General features: G+C 73.5%; 13 protein-coding genes. 5 read left to right on the top strand and 8 right to left on the bottom strand.

Annotated elements, in window-relative coordinates:
* Positions 1-242 precede the first annotated feature (242 nt).
* Entirely contained in the window at positions 243-1850 is a 1608-nt protein-coding gene (locus M0638_RS04925) for an ABC transporter substrate-binding protein (protein WP_248665848.1), read from the top strand.
* 46 nt (positions 1851-1896) lie between these two features.
* Here the strand turns inward: M0638_RS04925 and M0638_RS04920 are convergent, their stop codons facing one another.
* From M0638_RS04920 to M0638_RS29215, 5 genes are all read right to left on the bottom strand, one after another.
* On the bottom strand, positions 1897-2757 hold the full coding sequence (locus M0638_RS04920) for an isocitrate lyase/PEP mutase family protein (RefSeq protein ID WP_248665847.1): 861 nt from the start codon (positions 2755-2757) through the stop codon (positions 1897-1899).
* A gap of 10 nt (positions 2758-2767) precedes the next feature.
* Entirely contained in the window at positions 2768-4429 is a 1662-nt protein-coding gene (locus tag M0638_RS04915; RefSeq protein ID WP_248665846.1) for a thiamine pyrophosphate-binding protein, read from the bottom strand.
* A gap of 5 nt (positions 4430-4434) precedes the next feature.
* On the bottom strand, positions 4435-5448 hold the full coding sequence (locus M0638_RS04910) for a tripartite tricarboxylate transporter substrate binding protein (RefSeq protein WP_248665845.1): 1014 nt from the start codon (positions 5446-5448) through the stop codon (positions 4435-4437).
* A 107-nt stretch (positions 5449-5555) separates the two neighbouring features.
* Positions 5556-7313, bottom strand: coding sequence for a chloride channel protein (locus M0638_RS04905; protein WP_248665844.1), 1758 nt, complete (start codon positions 7311-7313; stop codon positions 5556-5558).
* 270 nt (positions 7314-7583) lie between these two features.
* On the bottom strand, positions 7584-8594 hold the full coding sequence (locus M0638_RS29215) for a cold-shock protein (protein ID WP_282571839.1): 1011 nt from the start codon (positions 8592-8594) through the stop codon (positions 7584-7586).
* A gap of 291 nt (positions 8595-8885) precedes the next feature.
* Between M0638_RS29215 and M0638_RS04890 the strand changes: the two genes are divergently transcribed.
* From M0638_RS04890 to M0638_RS04880, 3 genes are all read left to right on the top strand, one after another.
* Positions 8886-10496, top strand: a complete 1611-nt coding sequence (locus M0638_RS04890) for an alkaline phosphatase D family protein (RefSeq protein WP_248665843.1) — start codon at positions 8886-8888, stop codon at positions 10494-10496.
* A 219-nt stretch (positions 10497-10715) separates the two neighbouring features.
* Positions 10716-11828 carry an MFS transporter gene (locus M0638_RS04885; RefSeq protein WP_248665842.1) on the top strand — a complete coding sequence of 371 codons (1113 nt, stop codon included), beginning with the start codon at positions 10716-10718 and terminating at the stop codon, positions 11826-11828.
* 128 nt (positions 11829-11956) lie between these two features.
* The gene (locus tag M0638_RS04880) at positions 11957-12697 is read left to right on the top strand and encodes a DUF2459 domain-containing protein (protein ID WP_248665841.1); all 741 of its coding nucleotides are present in this window, start codon (positions 11957-11959) and stop codon (positions 12695-12697) included.
* Here the strand turns inward: M0638_RS04880 and M0638_RS04875 are convergent.
* Positions 12634-12819: a hypothetical protein gene (locus M0638_RS04875; RefSeq protein ID WP_248665840.1), complete on the bottom strand. Its 186-nt coding sequence runs from the start codon at positions 12817-12819 to the stop codon at positions 12634-12636. The genes M0638_RS04880 and M0638_RS04875 overlap by 64 nt on opposite strands.
* Positions 12820-13020: 201 nt before the next feature.
* Here M0638_RS04875 and M0638_RS04870 point away from each other — a divergent pair, with 201 nt between their 5' ends.
* Entirely contained in the window at positions 13021-13344 is a 324-nt protein-coding gene (locus tag M0638_RS04870) for an NIPSNAP family protein (protein WP_248665839.1), read from the top strand.
* A gap of 175 nt (positions 13345-13519) precedes the next feature.
* Here the strand turns inward: M0638_RS04870 and M0638_RS04865 are convergent, their stop codons facing one another.
* The gene (locus M0638_RS04865; RefSeq protein ID WP_248665838.1) at positions 13520-14317 is read right to left on the bottom strand and encodes an FAD binding domain-containing protein; all 798 of its coding nucleotides are present in this window, start codon (positions 14315-14317) and stop codon (positions 13520-13522) included.
* 38 nt (positions 14318-14355) lie between these two features.
* Positions 14356-16755, bottom strand: coding sequence for a xanthine dehydrogenase family protein molybdopterin-binding subunit (locus tag M0638_RS04860; protein ID WP_248665837.1), 2400 nt, complete (start codon positions 16753-16755; stop codon positions 14356-14358).
* Positions 16756-16825: the final 70 nt, after the last annotated feature.

Below are 16825 nucleotides of genomic sequence, written 5' to 3'. Positions count from 1 at the left end.
CAGGCTCACCGGTCAGGAGGCGGACGCACCCGCGACCTCTCGCGGCATGGTCGTTGCTATAGGCGACCGACAACGGGCGGATACGCCCGGCGGCGTGGATCCGCGCCGGGAACAACGCGCTACGGCGAACCGCAGTCCCAATCGGACCGCGGTTCGCCGCAGGGCGTCGCTGGCACGATGCTTGAAAGGACGCGCCCCTGTCCGCCGCTCGGCGGCCGGCTCCGTCCCACGAAAGGCTTCCGATGCAGCGCCGCGACCTTCTCAAGGCCGTTCCGGCCGCCATGGCCCTCTCCACCCCCGCCTTGCGTTCCGCCGTGGCGCAGCCCGCGCCGACCCGCAACGAGACGCTGCTGCTGGTGCAGGAATACGGCCCCAACAGCCTCGACATGCAGGGGCTCGGCGCGGCGCAGCCGGTGAACGGGGTCTCCCTGAACTGCTACGACCGGCTGGTGCGCTTCAAGAGCGTCCCCTTCTCCGACGGCTTCACGCGGACCTTCGACATCAATGCCCTGGAGCCCGAGCTTGCCACGGAATGGCAGGAGTCGAGCGACGGCTCCAGCGTCACCTTCAAGCTGCGGCCGGAGGCGCGCTTCCATTCCGGCCGCCCGGTCACGGCACGCGACGTGAAGTGGTCGCTGGACCGGGCCGTCTCGATCGGCGGCTTCGCCACCACCCAGATGGCCGCCGGCAGCCTGGAGAAGCCCGAGCAGTTCGTGGCGCTGGACGACCACACCTTCCGCATCGACTACCTGCGGCGCGACAAGCTCACCATGCCGGACCTCGCCGTCACGATCCCCTTCGTGATCGACAGCGAGCTTGCCATCCGCAACGGCGGCGGCGACCCCTGGGCGAAGGAGTACCTGAAGAACAACGTCGCCGGCGGCGGCGCCTTCCGGGTGGAAAGCTGGCGCCCCGGCACCGAGACCATCTACACGCGCTTCGACGACTGGAAGAACGGCCCGCTGCCGAAGCTGCGCCGGGTGATCGCCCGCGACATCGCCTCGCCCAGCACGCGGCGCGCCCTGATCGAGCGCGGCGACGCCGACATCTCCTACGGCCTGCCGCCCAAGGACTTCGCCGACCTCGCGGCGGGCGGCAAGGTGCGGGTGGCCGGCGTGCCGGTGCCCAACGCCATCTGGTACGTGGCGCTGAACACCGCGCATCCGCCCTTCAACGACGTGCGCCTGCGCCGTGCCGTCGCCTGGGCCATGCCCTACGAGCGGATCATGGCCGCCTCGCTGTTCGGCCGCGGCGTGCCGATGTGGGGCGGGCCGCCGGAGGCGACCACCCTCGCCTGGCCGCAGCCCACGCCCTACCGCACCGACCTCGATCGCGCCAAGGCGCTGGTGGCGGAGGCGGCGCCGAACGGCGCCACCGTCTCGCTGGTCTTCGACGCCGGCGTCGCCACCATCGCCGAGCCCATGGCGGTGCTGATCAAGGAGAGCCTCGGCGCCATCGGCATCACGGTGGAGCTGAACAAGGTGCCGGGCGCCAATTTCCGCGGCGAGCTGACGAAGAAGACGGCGCCGATGGTGATCAACCGCTTCGGCGGCTGGCTGGACTACCCGGACTACTTCTTCTTCTGGACCCTGCACGGCAACAATTCGATCTTCAACGCCTCCTCCTACCAGAACCCGGCCAACGACCGGCTGATCGACGCCGCCCGCTTCGCGCCCGACCGCGCGCGCTACGAGCGCGACGTGCTGGGCTTCCTGAACCTGTTCATGAGCGAGGTGCCGATGGTGCCGATCGCCCAGCCGCTGCACGACGCGGCGATGCAGAAGACGATCGGCGGCTACCAGTTCTGGCCCTGCCGGGAGCCGGATTTCCGCGCCCTCACCAAGGGCTGACGGGCTTGGCGGCGGGGCCTGCCGCGGCCCCGCCGCCGCGCCTTGCTCAGCCGCCCAGGAAGTCCCTGGTCCAGCCCTGGTAGTCCGACTCGCGCGTCACCTGCCGCATCAGGGCCGGCGGCGCCAGGTTCTGCAGGTCCTTCGGCGCCGTCCCCTCGCGCAGCGCCTTCAGCGTCGCGTACACGGCCTGCACCGCCGCCTGGAAGGGCTGGTGTCCCTGGAGCCCGACCCTGACGCGGTTCGCCCGCAGCCAGTCCTGGTCCGCCAGCTCGCCGGTCGCGGACGCGATCACCAGCGGCAGGTCGATGGCGGCGGCGATCGGCTCCACCTCGGCGCGCCGGGTGACGCCCGGCAGGAAGAAGCCGTCCACCCCGGTCACCGCATAGGCCTTCGCGCGCGCCACCGCCTCCTCGGTGCCGGCGATGGTCACGGCGCTGCTGCGCGCCAGGATCACGAGGTTCGGGTCCTGCCTTGCCGCCACCGCCGCGCGCATCTTGCCCAGGCCCTCCTCGACGGAAAGCAGGCGCGGCTGCCCGGCGCCGTAGGGCTGCGGCAGCGCCGTGTCCTCGATGGTCATGCCGGCGACGCCCGCCGTCTCCAGCTCCTGCACGGTGCGCATCACGGAGAGCGCGTTGCCGTAGCCGTGGTCGGCATCCACCAGCAGCGGCAGCCCGCCGGCGCGGTTGATGCGCAGCGCCTGCTGGGCGAATTCCGTCAGCGTCAGCACCACGAGGTCCGGCGCGCCGAGCACGGCGAGCGAGCCGGTGGAGCCGGCGAACATGCCGAGCTCGAAGCCGAGATCCTCGGCGATGCGGGCGGAGATCGGGTCGTACACCGAGCCCGGATGCACGCAGCGATCGCCCGCCAGGATGGCGCGGAAGCGCCGCCGCCTATCGGTCCAGTCCAACCCTTCCTCCTCAACGCTTGTCGTAGGGCGAATAGGGCGGGTGCGGCCCGATCGCGTTCATGTCCACCTCGACCAGCACCGGCCCGGCCGTCGCCAGGGCGCGGCGCATCGTGTCGCCGAAGGCGGTCGCCTCGGCGACGCGGTGGAAGGGCAGCCCGGCCAGCTTCGCCAGACCTTCGAGGTCCGGCCCCAGCAGGTCGCCGTAATTCCGCCGCCCGCCATAGAGCGCGTCCTGGATGTGCCTGATCACGCCGTAGCCGCGATCGTTCATCACCAGCACCACGAGGTCCGGCCGCTCCTGCGCGGCGGTCCAGAGCTCCGGCAGGTTCAGCGCGAAGCCGCCATCGCCGACCATGGCGACGGTCCTGCGCCCCGGCCGCGACTCGCCCGCCGCGATCGCCGCGCCGATGCCGAGCGGCAGGCCGGGGCCGATCGCGGCGCTCACCGGATGCACCGCGTCGCGCGGGCCGTACACCGGGAACAGCCGGTTGCCCCAGGAGCTGTTGCTGATGGTCACGTCGCGTACCCAGGCGGCGTCGCGCGGCATCGCCTCGCGCAGCATCGCCGGGAAGTCGGCATAGGGGCCGAGCGTGTCGCGGAAGGCCGCGCGGGCGCGCTCGCGCATGGCGCGGAATTCGGTGCCGAATTCGGGGTCCGGCGAGAGCCGGCCGCGCAGCCGCAGCGCCAGCCCCTCCAGCGCCAGCCCGGCATCGCCATGCACGAAGGCGGCGGAGGGGCAGGTGCGGCCGCGCGCGGCGGGATCGACGTCGATCTGCACGACGTTGCGCGGCAGCCTCACCGAGAAATCCGCCAGCTCGTGCCCGCGCAGGCGCGAGCCCGCCACCAGCAGCAGGTCCGCCGTGCCGTAGAATTCCTGCACCAGCGGCGCGCCGTTGCCGTTCAGCCCGCCGAGATGCATCGGCTCGTCCTCGGCCAGGATGCCGCGGCCGTTCCAGCTACTCACCGCGCCGAAGCCGAGCTCCAGCAGCGCCCGCGCCCCCTGCCCCGCCTCCCGGGCGCCGTTGCCCAGCCACAGGATCGGCCGGCGCGCCTGCGCGATCAGGTCGGCCGCCACGTCCAGCTCGGCGGGATCGGGCGCCTGCGGCGGCGGCAGCGGCAGGATCAGCGTGTCCAGCGCCTCGGGCCGCGCGATGGCGGTGCGCTGGATGTCGATCGGGATCTCGACGCTGACCGGGCCGCGCGGCGCGGTCAGCGCCTCGGTGGCGGCGCGCACCAGCACGCCGAGCGCCTGCTCCGCCGAGCGCACCTGGTGCACCGCCTTGCACACCGCGCCCAGCATGGCGCTCTGGCCCGGCAGGTCGTGCACCGTGCCCATGTCCCGCCCGGCGAAGCGGGTCGCGGTCGCGCCGGTGAGGTGCAGCACGGGCGAGCCGGCGAAGCGCGCCTCGGCCAGCCCGCCCATGGCGTTCGCCGCCCCCGGCCCGGTGCTGCTGAACAGCACGCCGAGCCCGCCGGAGACGCGCGCATAGGCATCCGCCATGTGGCCGCCGCCCATCTCGCCGCGCGCCATCACGAAGCGGATGGCGTTGCGCCGGGCGATGCCGTCCAGCATCGGGATGTTGTGGACGGAGACGATGCCGAAGGCGGTGCGGACGCCGATCCGCGCCAGGAATTCGGCGACGAGGTCGCCGACATCGTAGCTCCCGCTCATGCCGTTCAGTCCGCCCGCAGGTTGGCCGAGCGCACCACCTCGCGCCACTTGGCGATGTCGGCGGCGAGGAATTCGCGGAATTCGGTGGGCGGCATGCCTACCGGCTCCAGCCCCTGCGCGAGCAGTTGCGGCCGGAGGTCCGGCGCGCCCAGCGCCGTCACCAGCGCGGCGTGGATCCGCGTCACCACCGGCATCGGCGTGTGGGCCGGGGCGAACAGCCCGTGCCAGGCGCTGACGTCGAAGTCGGCGACGCCCTGCTCGATGGCGGTCGGCACCTCCGGTGCCTGCTCCAGCCGGCGCGCCGAGGTGGCGGCCAGGGCGCGCAGCTTGCCGTCCCGCACGAAGGGCAGCACGGCCGCGACCTGATAGACCGTCATCGGCACGTGCCCGGCCACCACGTCGTTCACCGCCTGCGCGCCGCTGCGGTAGGGCACGTGCGAGAGCGGCGCGCCGGTCTTCAGCCGCAGCAGCTCCCCGGCGAGGTGGCTCGACGTGCCGTTGCCGGCCGAGGCATATTCCAGCCCGCCGCGCTGCCGCGCCAGGGCCAGGAATTCCTGCAGGCTGTTCGCCGGCAGGCCCGGCGTCACCACCAGCAGGTTGGGCGCGTTGGTCACCAGCGAGACCGGCACGAAGTCGCGCAGCGGGTCGTAGGGCAGGTTCGGCATCAGCGAGGCATTCACCGAATGCGAGGCGATGCTGCCCATGCAGAGCGTGTGGCCGTCGGGCGGCGACTTCGCGACGGCCTCGCTGCCCACCACGCCGCCGGCCGCCGGGCGGTTCTCGACCACGATCGGCTGGCCCAGCGCCTGGCCCATGCGCGGCGCCAGCAGGCGGGTGACGATGTCGGTGCTGGTGCCGGCGCCGAAGGGGACGACCACGCGGATCGGCCGGTCGGGGAAGCCCGCCGCCGCCTCGGCACGGGCCCCGGCACGGGGCGTGACCGCCAGCCCGAGCAGCGACGCGCCCAGCAGGCGGCGGCGTGTCGATCCGGTGTCGGTCGGTCCGTTGCCCTGCGCCATGGCGGCCCCCTCCCCGTTCGCCGCGCCGTCGGTGCGGCGCCGGTCCTGTGGGCGCGAGTGTCGCATGCCGCCGGCATGGCGCAAGCCGCCGCGGGCCGGCGGCGCCGTCAGGTCAGGCCGGCTTCCTCGCGCCGGCGCTTCTCCAGCTCCTCGCCGTAGCGGCGCAGCAGGTGCGCCTCGGTCAGCAGGCCGAGGACCCGGCCGCCGCCGGCGCTGTCCAGCACCACCAGCGCCTCGGCCTCCGCCGCGTCGAAGGCGCTCATCGCCTGCCGGACGTTCATCGTCGCCAGCAGCGCGCGCTTCTGCAGTTGCAGCAGCGGCGCCACCGTCGCGACGTCCGTCGCATGCGCCTCCGGCACCGAGACGATGCCGGCATACCGGCCCGCCGCGTCCACCGCCACCACGCGCTGGGTCGAGCCGAGGGGGAAGTCGTGCCGGAAACGCTGCATCGGGGTGTCGTCGCGCACCGTGCGGACGTCGCGGCGCATCATCCGCTCCACGGTGAGATCCTGCACCCAGCCGATGTCGTGGGCGCTGCGGATGGTCTCGCCGCGCAGATGGAAGCGCCAGGTGGCGAAGGAGTAGCCGAACAGCCGGCGCACCACGAGCGCCGCGACGACGACGGCGGCCAGCACCAGCCCGGCCACCGGGAAGCTGCCCGTCGTCTCCAGCGCCAGGAAGGTCATGGCGAGCGGCGCGCCGATCACGGCGGTGCCGAAGGCGCTCATCCCGACCACGGCGAAGAGCAGCGGGTCCGGCCCGGGCGGCGCCAGGAAGGCGAGGCCGGCGGCGAACAGCTTGCCCAGCAGCGCCCCCATCAGCAGCGAGGCGAAGAACAGGCCGCCGCGGAAGCCGGAGCCGAGCGAGACGGCCGAGGCCGCCACCTTCACCGCCAGCAGCAGGGCGACGCCGCGCGCCGCCATCTCCGTGTCGAAGGCGAGGTGCAGCGCGCCGTGGCCGGCGGAGAGCGCGACGGGCGAGACCAGCGCCAGCGTGCCGACCACGAGGCCGCCCGCCGTCACGCGCCAGAGCGGCACCGGGATCAGCCGCCCGAGCAGGGCCTCCGTCACCGCCACGCCGCGCATCAGCGCGATGCCGGCGAGGCCGCAGAGCAGGCCGAGCGGCAGGGCGAGCAGGTACACCCCGTAGCCGACCGGCTCGGCGATGTTGCCCGGCTCGACCAGCCAGATGTCGCCGTGCAGCGCCCGCATCACCAGCGAGCCGACCACCGCGCTGGCGATCACCGGGGCGAGGCCGAGCAGCGAGTAGGTGCCGATCACGAGCTCGAAGCCGTAGAAGGCACCGGTCAGCGGGGCGCCGAAGGCGGCGGCGATGGCCGCGGCCGCGCCGCAGCCCACCAGCGTGCGCAGGTCGCTGCGCCGCAGCCGGAAGAACTGGCCGAGCCGCGAGGCGATGCCGGCACCGACCTGGGTGTAGCCCGCCTCCAGCCCCACCGAGGCGCCGAAGCCGTTGGAGAGCACGGTCTGCGTCGCCACCACCGCGCCGTCCGCGAGGGTGAGCCGGCCGCCATGCAGCGCGTTGGCCTCGATCGGGTCCACCGGCGATTTCGGCCGCCAGCGCGCCAGGGCCAGATTGACCAGCCCGAGCACCAGCCCGCCCAGGGCGGGCACCAGCAGCAGCCAGATCGCCGGCAGGTGCCGGAGCTGGCTCAGCTCGCCGGTGCTGATGCCGAACAGGACGACGTGCATCAGGCGCGCCAGGGTACCCATGGCGACGGCCAGCAGGCCGGCCGCCAGCCCGACCAGGGTGGCCAGCGCGACGATGCCGACCTCGCTGCCGCGGATCCAGCCGCGCAGCACGACCCCCTCGCGGCCGGGGTGCCTCAGGGGGCGCAGACGACTCATGGCGTTCGACGTCGGATGACTTGTGCGGACCGGTATCAGCGCGGCTTCACGTCGCCGGGCGTGTCGCCCCGAACAGCCCGGGACGAAGGACCGGGCGCGGGCCGTCGCATGGGACGCGCCGCAGGTGGGCGCCAGGCGGCGAAGGCAGAGCCTCGAACGAAGAAGGCAGGGCCTCGAACGAAGAAGGGCCCCGGCGCCTGGACGCCGGGGCCCGCATCGGTCACCGGGGCGGCCCGGGTCTCCCCGCGGGCCGCCATCCGGCGCGGATGCTCAGGACTTCAGCTCGACCGCCTGACGGCCGCGCTGGCCGTCGCGCACCTCGAGGTTGACCTTCTGGCCCTGCTGCACGTCCGGCACGCCGGCGCGCTGGAGGACGGAGGAGTGCAGGAACACGTCCTGGCCGCCATCGTCCGGGGTCACGAAGCCGAAGCCGCGCACCTGGTCGAACCACTTCACGGTGCCGCCCACGGCGTAGGTGGGGCCACCCTCGTCGCGGCCGCCGAAGTCGCGACGCGGCGGACGGTCGCCGAAGCGGCCACCGCCGCCACCGAAGCCGCCGCCACCACCGCCGAAGCCGCCGCCGCCACCGAAGCGGCCGCCGCCGCCGCCGAAGCCGCCACCACCGCCGCCGAACTCGCGGCGCGGCGGGCGATCCCCGAAGCCGCCACCGCCGAAGTCGCGACGCGGCGGACGGTCGCCGAAGCGGCCACCGCCGCCACCGAAGCCGCCGCCACCACCGCCGAAGCCGCCGCCGCCACCGACGCGGCCGCCGCCGCCGCCGAAGCCGCCACCGCCGCCGAACTCGCGGCGCGGCGGGCGATCCCCGAAGCCGCCACCGCCGAAGTCGCGACGCGGCGGACGGTCGCCGAAGCCGCCGCCACCGCCGAAGCCGCCACCGCCGCCGAACTCGCGGCGCGGCGGGCGATCCCCGAAGCCGCCGCCACCGAAGTCGCGGCGCGGCGGACGACCCGCGCCGGCGGCCTGGGCGCCGTCGCCCGGGCGGCGCTCGATGATCTTGGTGACGAGGCGCCGACCCTGCCGGTCGGTACCGATCTCGCAGACCAGCGTATCACCGGTTTCGGGCGGTTCGATTCCGGCCTCGGTCAGCGCCGAGGCGTGGAAGAACACGTCCTGACCATCCGGTCCGAGCACGAAGCCGAACCCCTTGCGGCCATTGTACCACTTCACCTGAGCCTCTACGGCTCCGGCGCCACCCTGCTGATCGTTATCGGGAAACACGTCTTTACCAGTCCGTACCAGTGTGCCGCGGCGCCGCGACATGCAGCACCACGCGCCGCATGATGACATTCCGCCGAAGGCAAAGCGAGCGGGAATTCGTGTTCTGGGCAATCACCGGCTTGCCTTGTCAAGGCCGATGGGCCCGATCGCGAAGCCGTACCGCGATAGAGATGCGGATTGTTGCCCAAACTCCGCGCCTCCGCCGAACCGGGCGCGCCGCGCCGGCGCGGCGGCGATGCCACGGCCCCGGGTCACCGGACCGTCACACCGGCTTCCTCGAAGCGTCATCCCGGCATGGCAAGGCTGCCGCCCTTCGCAAGGGAGCCCCGGGCCATGACCCGTTTCCGACTCACCCGACGCGCGACCCTGGCCGGCGCCACGCTGCTCGGCACCGGCCTCGGCGCGCGCCTCTCCCGCGGCCAGGGGATCGCGGCCGGCAGCGCGCCGGCCGTGATCCCGGCCGACGCCACCCGCCCGCGCGCCGAATGGGGCGCCATGGCCGGCGACGTGGCCGCCGACCGCGCGCTGATCTGGAGCCGCGCCGACCGCACCGCCCGCATGCTGGTGGAATGGTCGCCGCGCGAGGACTTCGCCAACGCGCAGCGCCTGCTCGGCCCGCACGCCACGGAGGCGAGCGACTTCACCGCCCGCCTCGACCTGCGCGGCCTGCCGGCGGATTCGGAGATCTTCTACCGCGTCTCCTTCCTCGACCTCGATTCGCCCGGCGCCGCCTCGGCGCCGGTGACCGGCCGCTTCCGCACCGTGCCCCGCCCCGGCGCCGCCGGGACACGGGACGTGCGCTTCCTGTGGTCCGGCGACACGGTGGGCCAGGGCTGGGGCATCGACGAGAGCCGCGGCGGCATGACCACCTACGAGACGATGCGCCGCACCGGCGCCGACTTCTTCATCCACTGCGGCGACACGATCTACGCCGACGGCCCGCTGCAGGCCGAGGTGCGCATGGCGGACGGCTCCACCTGGAGGAACCTCGTCACGCCGGAGAAGAGCAAGGTCGCCGAGACCCTGGCCGAGTTCCGCGGCAACCACCGCTACAACCTGCTCGACCGCAACGTCCGCGCCTTCCATGCGGAAGTGGCGCAGATCTGGATGTGGGACGACCACGAGGTGACCAACAACTGGTCCGACAGCAAGGACCTGACGGCCAACCCGGCCTACGCGCAGAAGCACATCCGCCGGCTCAGCGCCAACGCGACGCGCGCCTTCCTCGACTACGCGCCGATCCGCGGCAACCCCGACGAGCCGGAGCGCGTGTACCGGCGCATCGCCTACGGGCCGCACCTCGACCTGTTCATGCTCGACATGCGCTCCTATCGCGGCCCGAACAGCTTCAACCGGCAGGAGCGGCCGGGGCCGGAGACGGCCTTCCTCGGCGCCGAGCAGCTCGCCTGGCTGCGCCAGGGGCTGCGCGACTCGCGCGCGACCTGGAAGGTGGTCGCGGCCGACATGCCGATAGGCCTGCAGGTGCCGGACGGCCGGGACCCCGACGGAAGGCCGCGCTTCGAGGCGATCGCCAACGGCGACGGCCCGCCGCTGGGGCGGGAGCTGGAGATCGCCGCGCTGCTCTCCGGCATCCGGCAGGACGCGGTGCGCAACGTGGTCTGGCTGACCGCCGACGTCCACTACACCGCCGCCCACCACTACCACCCGGACCGGGCGCGGTTCCGCGACTTCGCGCCGTTCTGGGAGTTCGTCAGCGGTCCGCTCTGGGCCGGCGGCTTCGGCCCCAACCCGCTCGACGACACCTTCGGGCCGGCGGTGGTCTGGCAGAAGGCGCCGGGCCGCGACAACGCGCCGCCGGGCGAGGGCACGCAATTCTTCGGGCAGTGCGAGATCGAGGGCGCCAGCGGCAACATGACCGTGCTGCTCAAGGACCTGACCGGCGCCGTGCTGTGGCGGCGCACGCTGGAGCCGGAGCGGGGCTGAGCCCCGGGGAGCCGCGTATCAGGGGCGCTCTGCCTCGGGGGCGCCGCGCATCGGGGCATCCGGGCCTCCACCCGGCGCCGCCCCGCGTCGCCTCCCGCCTCCGCCTCGCGCCTCCGGGCGCGGCCCCGGGACCGTTCCCCGCCCGGAAGCCTCGCCGCGCCGGGGTTGCGCGGCCGGGCACCGGCGGGCATGGGCACCCTGCCCTGCCGCCGGGATCCCATGCCGCTCCTGCTCGCCTATCTCGCCTTCATCGGCTTCGCCCTGCCGGACGGCGCCTTCGGCGTCGCCTGGCCCTCGCTGCGCGACGAATTCGGCCTCGGCCAGTCGGCGCTCGGCATGGCGCTGGCCGCGCTCGCCATCGGCTACGTCGCCGCCAGCAGCACGACCGGCGGCGCGATCCGCGCCCTCGGGCTGGGCGGGCTGCTCTGCCTCAGCATCGGCGCCACGGCGCTGGCGGCGCTCGGTCAGGCCGCCGTGGGAAGCTGGGCGGGCTTCCTGCTGCTCGCCCTGCTCGCCGGGCTCGGCGCCGGCGCGGTGGATGCCGGGATGAACAGCTACGCGGCGCGGCATTTCTCGCCGCGCCACATGAACTGGCTGCACGCCTGCTACGGCATCGGCGTCACCGTCGGCCCGGCGCTGCTGACGGCGGTGATCGCGGCCGGCCTGTCCTGGCGGCTGGGCTACGCGCTGATCGGCGCGGCGCTGGCGGCGCTGGCGCTGGTCTTCGCCCTGTCCCGCCGGGTCTGGGACGGCGCCGTGTCGCCGCCCGGCCCGCCCGGCCTCTCGGTGCTGCGCAACCGGCTGGTGCGCCGGCAGATGCTGCTGTTCTACCTGTATGTCGGACTGGAGCTGACCCTCGGGCAATGGAGCTACGCGCTGCTGCACGAGGCGCGCGGCGCCGGCACGGTGCTGGCCGGGGCCGGTCCCACCCTGTTCTGGGCCGGCGTGACCGGTGGGCGGATCGGCGCCGGGCTGCTGGTCGGGCGGCTCGGGGCGGACCGGCTGCTGGCGTTCGCCGGCCTAGCGGTCCTGCCCGCCACGGCGCTGCTGCTGCCGCCGCTGCCGGTGCTGAACGTGGCGGCGCTGGCGCTGTGCGGCCTGGCGCTGGCGCCGATCTTCCCCACGCTGATGGCACGCACCCCGGACCGGCTCGGCGAGGCCGTGGCGCTGCACGCGGTGGGGTTGCAGGGCGCGGCCGGCGTGGTCGGCGCGGCGACCCTGCCCTGGTGCGCGGGGGTGCTGGCCGGCTGGCTTGGCCTCGGCGTGGTGCCGTTCTTCGCGCTGCTGCTGGCGATCGGCGTGCTGGCGCTGCTGCTGAGCCTGCCGCGTTGAGGCGGGCCTGCATGCCGCCGGCGACGCGGCCGGAATCGACGTGGCCGGAATCGACATGGCCGGAGTCGGCGCGGCGAAGCGGCCGGGTCCCTGGGCCGGGCAGGCGCCGTGACGTAGCCTCCGCCGCCATGCGCCTTCTCCCTCGCCTGCGCCGGGCCGGCCGGGTGCTGCTCCTGGCCTGGCTGCCGGCCGCCTGCGCGTCGCCGCGCTACCCCGCGCCAGCCTCGGACGCGCCGCCGGTCACGATGCTCACGGTGATGACGCGGGAATGGCACACGGATCTCGGACTGCCTGCCGCGGCGCTCGGTCCCGAGCTGGCGATGGTGGCGGACCGCTACCCCGGCGCCACCGACTTCGTGTTCGGCTTCGGCCAGCACGCCTGGATGATCGAGCCGCATCCCGGGCCGCTCGACGTGCTGCGCACCTTCCTGCCCGGCAAGGGCGTGGTGATGGTGACGGCGCTGCGCGGACCGCCCTCGCGCGCCTTTCCCGCCGCCGAACGGCAGGAGGTGCCGCTCTCGGCGGAGGAACTGGTTCGGCTGCGCCGCTTCCTGCGCGATTCCTTCGCACTGCGGCCGGACGGCACGCCGGAGACGGTCGCGCCCGGCCCCTATCCCGGCGGCGACTTCTACGCCGCCTCGTACCGCTACACGCTGTTCTACACCTGCAACACCTGGACGGCGGACGCGCTGGGCGCCGCCGGGCTGGCGATCGAGCCGCGCTGGGTGGTCCTCGCCTCGCAATTGCGGGCGAGGACCGCGCCGCTCGCCGGATCGCCGCCGGCGGAGGAACGCCTGGCCGCCCGTCAGTCGCAGGGCGGGGGCCGGCCGGTGCCGGTGCAGACGACGGTGGTGCCCGGCGGCAGGTAGACCGTGTCCGGCGCGGGGCGGGAGGAGCTGGAGCTGCCGCTGCTGGGGCTCGGGCTGCTGTAGGTGCAGCCGGCCAGCGGCGGCAGGGCGAGCAGGAGCAGCACGGCAAGGGCGGGATGCATGGCGTTTCCTTCGGGTCCTGGCGTTCGAGGGGGCGCTTCCAGCCCGGATGGGCTGCACCGGCGCAGAACGCGACGCGGTCGGGACCGCGTTCCGCTCCAGCCCGCTGCTTTCGGAACGGCGCCGCGCCGCCGGGCGTATCCGCCCGCCGGCGATCCGCTCTAGCCTGCCCATCCCCAACGAGGAATGAGGGAGGCCTTACGATGATCCACGAATTGCGCGTCTACCACTGCCTGCCGGGGCGGCTGCCGGTGCTGCTCAGGCGCTTCGAGGCGGCGACTCTGGCGATCTGGGAGCGGCACGGCATCCGGCAGGCCGGCTTCTGGACGGTGGAGATCGGCGAGTCGAACCAGGATCTCTACTATCTGCTGGAATGGGATTCGCTCGCCGAGCGCGAGCGCAAATGGACCGCCTTCATGAACGATCCCGAATGGCAGGCGGCGCGCGCCGCCTCGGAGAAGGACGGCCCGATCATCGCCTCCTACAGCAACACGATCCTCAGGCCGACCGCCTTCTCGGCGCGTTAGAGCATTTTCAAGCTGAGCGTCCTCGCTCAGCGGCTCGGAAAATGCGAAAAATCAAAAGGCTAGAGCCGTTCCGGCCTGATACAGTCAGGCTGGATCGGCTCTAGAACCGCCCGCCGGGAGCGGCGCAGGCGGGGCGGGCGCGGCGGAGACCCCGCCGCGCCGTGCCGCCTCCGGCTCAGCCCGCCTCGGCCAGCGCCCGCTTCGCCATCACGCCGACGAGGTGCGCGCGGTACTCGGCGCTGCCGTGGATGTCGCCGTTCAGCCCGTCCGGGTCCTGCCGGATGCCGGCGATGGCGTCGGCGGACCAGCTCTTCGCCAGCGCCGCCTCCATCTCCTCCTGCCGGAACACGCCGGGGCCAGCGCCGTTCACCGCGACGCGAACGCTGCCGTCGGCGAGCTTCGCCACGAACACGCCCGCCATCACGTAGCGGCTGGCCGGGTTGCGCATCTTGGCGTAGCCGGCCTTGGTGGGGATCGGGAACTCGATCGCCACCAGCAGCTCGCCCGGCTCCAGCGCCGTCGCGAACATGCCCTGGAAGAACTCGTCGGCCGGGATGCTGCGACGGTCGGTGCGGAAGGTGGCGTTCAGCGCCATGGCGGCGGCCGGGTAGTCGGCGGCGGGGTCGTTGTTGGAGAGGCTGCCGCCCATCGTGCCGCGGTTGCGCACCTGCGTGTCGCCGAGGTTGCCGGCCATCTTCGCCAGCGCCGGGATGGCGGTCTTCACCACGTCGCTGGTCTGGATCTCGTAGTGCTTCGTCATCGCGCCGATGACGAGCCTGTCGCCGTCGCGCTGGATGCCGCGCAGCTCGGCGATGCCGGAGAGGTCGACCAGCGCCGTCGGGTGCGCGAGCCGGTGCTTCAGCGCCGGCAGCAGGGTCTGCCCGCCGGAGATCGGCCGCGCCTCCGGGTCGTCGGTGAGGATCTTCACCGCGTCGGCGATGCTGCCCGGCTTGTGGTAGGCGAAATCGTACATGCTGCCCTCACGATGTTGTCCGGTCCGCCGGCCGGCCGCTATGCCGCCGCGATGGCCGGCGCGCCCTTCGGCCCGCCGCCATGGATGATGCCCCAGATGCGCGCCGGCGTCGCCGGCATCTCGACATGGCGCACGCCCCGCTCGCGCAGCGCGTCCACCACGGCGTTGATGACGGCCGGGGGCGAGCCGATCGCCCCCGCCTCGCCGCAGCCCTTCACCCCGAGCGGGTTGGTCAGGCAGGGCGTGTCGTGGTGCGAGAGCGAGAGGCTCGGCAGGTCTTCGGCGCGCGGCAGGTTGTAGTCCATGATCGAGCCGGTCAGGAGCTGGCCATCCGCGTCGTAGACGCAGGCCTCCAGCAGCGCCTGCCCGACGCCCTGGGCGACGCCGCCATGCACCTGGCCCTCCACGACCATCGGGTTGATGACGCGGCCGAAATCGTCGGCGGCGGTGAAGTTCACCACCTGGACATGGCCGGTCTCGGGGTCGATCTCGACCTCGCAGACATGGCAGCCGCCGGGATAGGTGAAGTTCTTCGGGTCGTAGAAGGCGGTCTCCTCCAGACCCGGCTCGATCTCGGCCAGCGGGTAGTTGTGCGGCACGTAGGCGGCCATGGCGATCTCGCCGATGGTCTTCTCGCGGTCCGTGCCGGCGACGCGGAATTTGCCGCCCTCGAACTCCACGTCCTCGACCGCCGCCTCCAGCAGATGCGCCGCGATCCTGCGCCCCTTGGCGACGATCTTGTCCATCGCCATGGCCATGGCGTTGCCGCCGACCGCGAGCGAGCGGCTGCCATAGGTGCCCATGCCGAACGGGATCTTGCCCGTGTCGCCGTGCACCACCTCGACCTGCGAGACGGGCAGGCCGAAGCGGTCGGCGACGAGCTGGGCGAAGGTGGTCTCGTGCCCCTGGCCGTGGCTGTGCGAGCCGGTGAGCACCGTGACGCTGCCCGTCGGGTGGAAGCGGATCGTGCCCACCTCGTACAGCCCGGCCCGCGCGCCGAGCTGTCCGGCGAGGTGGCTCGGCGCCAGCCCGCAGGCTTCCAGGTAGGTGGAGACGCCGATGCCGCGCAGCTTCCCGCGCGCCTTCGCCTCGGCGCGGCGTGACTCGAACCCGTCCCAGTCGGCGGCGCGCAGGGCGGCTTCCAGCGTCGCCGCGTGGTTGCCGCTGTCGTACTCCAGCGCGACCGGCGTCTGGTGCGGGAACTGGCTGACGAGGTTGCGCCGGCGCAGCGCGATTCGATCGATCCCGGTCTCGGCGGCGGCGACGTCCACCAGCCGTTCCAGCAGGTAGGTCGCCTCGGGCCGGCCGGCGCCGCGATAGGCGTCCACCGGCACGGTGTGGGTGAAGACCGCCTTCACCTCCACGTAGATGGCGGGCGTGCGGTACACCCCGGCCAGCAGCGTGCCGTAGAGGTAGGTCGGGATCGAGGGCGCGAAGGTCGAGAGATAGGCGCCCATGTTGGCCCTGGTGGCGACGCGCAGGCCGAGGAAATTCCCCTCCCCGTCCAGCGCCAGCTCGGCGCGGGTGACGTGGTCGCGGCCATGCGCGTCGGAGACGAAGCTCTCGGTGCGGTCGGCCACCCACTTCACCGGGCGCTCGAGCCTGGCGGCGGCCCAGGTGACGATCGCCTCCTCGGCGTAGTGGTAGATCTTGCTGCCGAAGCCGCCGCCGACATCCGGCGCCACCACGCGCAGCCGCGATTCCGGGATGCCGAGCACGAAGGCACCCATCAGCAGCCGGATCACGTGCGGGTTCTGGCTGGTGGTGTAGAGGGTGTGCTCGTCGGCGGACGGGTCGTAGTCGCCGATCGCGGCGCGCGGCTCCATCGCGTTCGGGATCAGCCGGTTGTTGACCAGCTCGAAGGTGACGACCCGGTCGGCCTTCGCGAAGGCGGCATCCGTCACCGCCTTGTCGCCGAGATGCCAGTCGAAGCAGAGATTGCCCGCGACCTCGTCGTGCACCGCCGGCGCGCCGGGGCGCAGCGCCTCCTCGATGGTGGCGACGGCGGGCAGCGGCGCGTAGTCCACCACGATGGCCTCGGCGGCGTCGCGCGCCTGGGCACGGGTCGCGGCCACCACCACGGCCACCGGATCGCCGACATGGCGCACGCGGTCCACGGCCAGCACCGGGTGCGGCGGCTCGGCCATGGGCGAGCCGTCCTTGTTCTTCACCCCCCAGCCGCAGGGCAGGCCGCCCACCTTGCCGGCCGCCATGTCGGCGCCGGTGAACACCGCCGCCACGCCGGGCATGGCGCGCGCCGCCGTGGCGTCGATCCCCCGGATGGCGGCATGCGGGTGGGGGCTGCGCAGGATGTAGGCGTGCGCCTGGCCGGGCCGGTCGATGTCCGCGGTGTAGCGGCCGCGGCCGGAGAGGAAGCGCAGATCCTCCTTGCGGCGCACGCTGGCGCCGATCCCCTCGAACGGGGTCACCACGTTCATGCGGACGCCTCCCGAGGGACCTTGCCGGCCCCTTCCCTGCGATCTTGCTTCCCGGCCCGTCGTCGCGGCC

Origin of the sequence: Roseomonas acroporae (assembly GCF_023223525.1) — a bacterium.
GTDB lineage: Bacteria > Pseudomonadota > Alphaproteobacteria > Acetobacterales > Acetobacteraceae > Roseomonas_E > Roseomonas_E acroporae.
The sequence above is the reverse complement of the archived record's forward strand: the minus strand, read 5'-3'. Positions and strand labels throughout refer to the sequence as shown.

Coding starts and splice junctions, on each gene's coding strand:
- M0638_RS04925 (WP_248665848.1), top strand. CDS start 243: ATGCAGCGCCGCGACCTTCTCAAGGCCGTTCCGGCCGCCATGGCCCTC.
- M0638_RS04915 (WP_248665846.1), bottom strand. CDS start 4,429: ATGAGCGGGAGCTACGATGTCGGCGACCTCGTCGCCGAATTCCTGGCG.
- M0638_RS04910 (WP_248665845.1), bottom strand. CDS start 5,448: ATGGCGCAGGGCAACGGACCGACCGACACCGGATCGACACGCCGCCGC.
- M0638_RS04905 (WP_248665844.1), bottom strand. CDS start 7,313: ATGAGTCGTCTGCGCCCCCTGAGGCACCCCGGCCGCGAGGGGGTCGTG.
- M0638_RS29215 (WP_282571839.1), bottom strand. CDS start 8,594: ATGTCGCGGCGCCGCGGCACACTGGTACGGACTGGTAAAGACGTGTTT.
- M0638_RS04890 (WP_248665843.1), top strand. CDS start 8,886: ATGACCCGTTTCCGACTCACCCGACGCGCGACCCTGGCCGGCGCCACG.
- M0638_RS04885 (WP_248665842.1), top strand. CDS start 10,716: ATGCCGCTCCTGCTCGCCTATCTCGCCTTCATCGGCTTCGCCCTGCCG.
- M0638_RS04880 (WP_248665841.1), top strand. CDS start 11,957: ATGCGCCTTCTCCCTCGCCTGCGCCGGGCCGGCCGGGTGCTGCTCCTG.
- M0638_RS04875 (WP_248665840.1), bottom strand. CDS start 12,819: ATGCATCCCGCCCTTGCCGTGCTGCTCCTGCTCGCCCTGCCGCCGCTG.
- M0638_RS04870 (WP_248665839.1), top strand. CDS start 13,021: ATGATCCACGAATTGCGCGTCTACCACTGCCTGCCGGGGCGGCTGCCG.
- M0638_RS04865 (WP_248665838.1), bottom strand. CDS start 14,317: ATGTACGATTTCGCCTACCACAAGCCGGGCAGCATCGCCGACGCGGTG.
- M0638_RS04860 (WP_248665837.1), bottom strand. CDS start 16,755: ATGAACGTGGTGACCCCGTTCGAGGGGATCGGCGCCAGCGTGCGCCGC.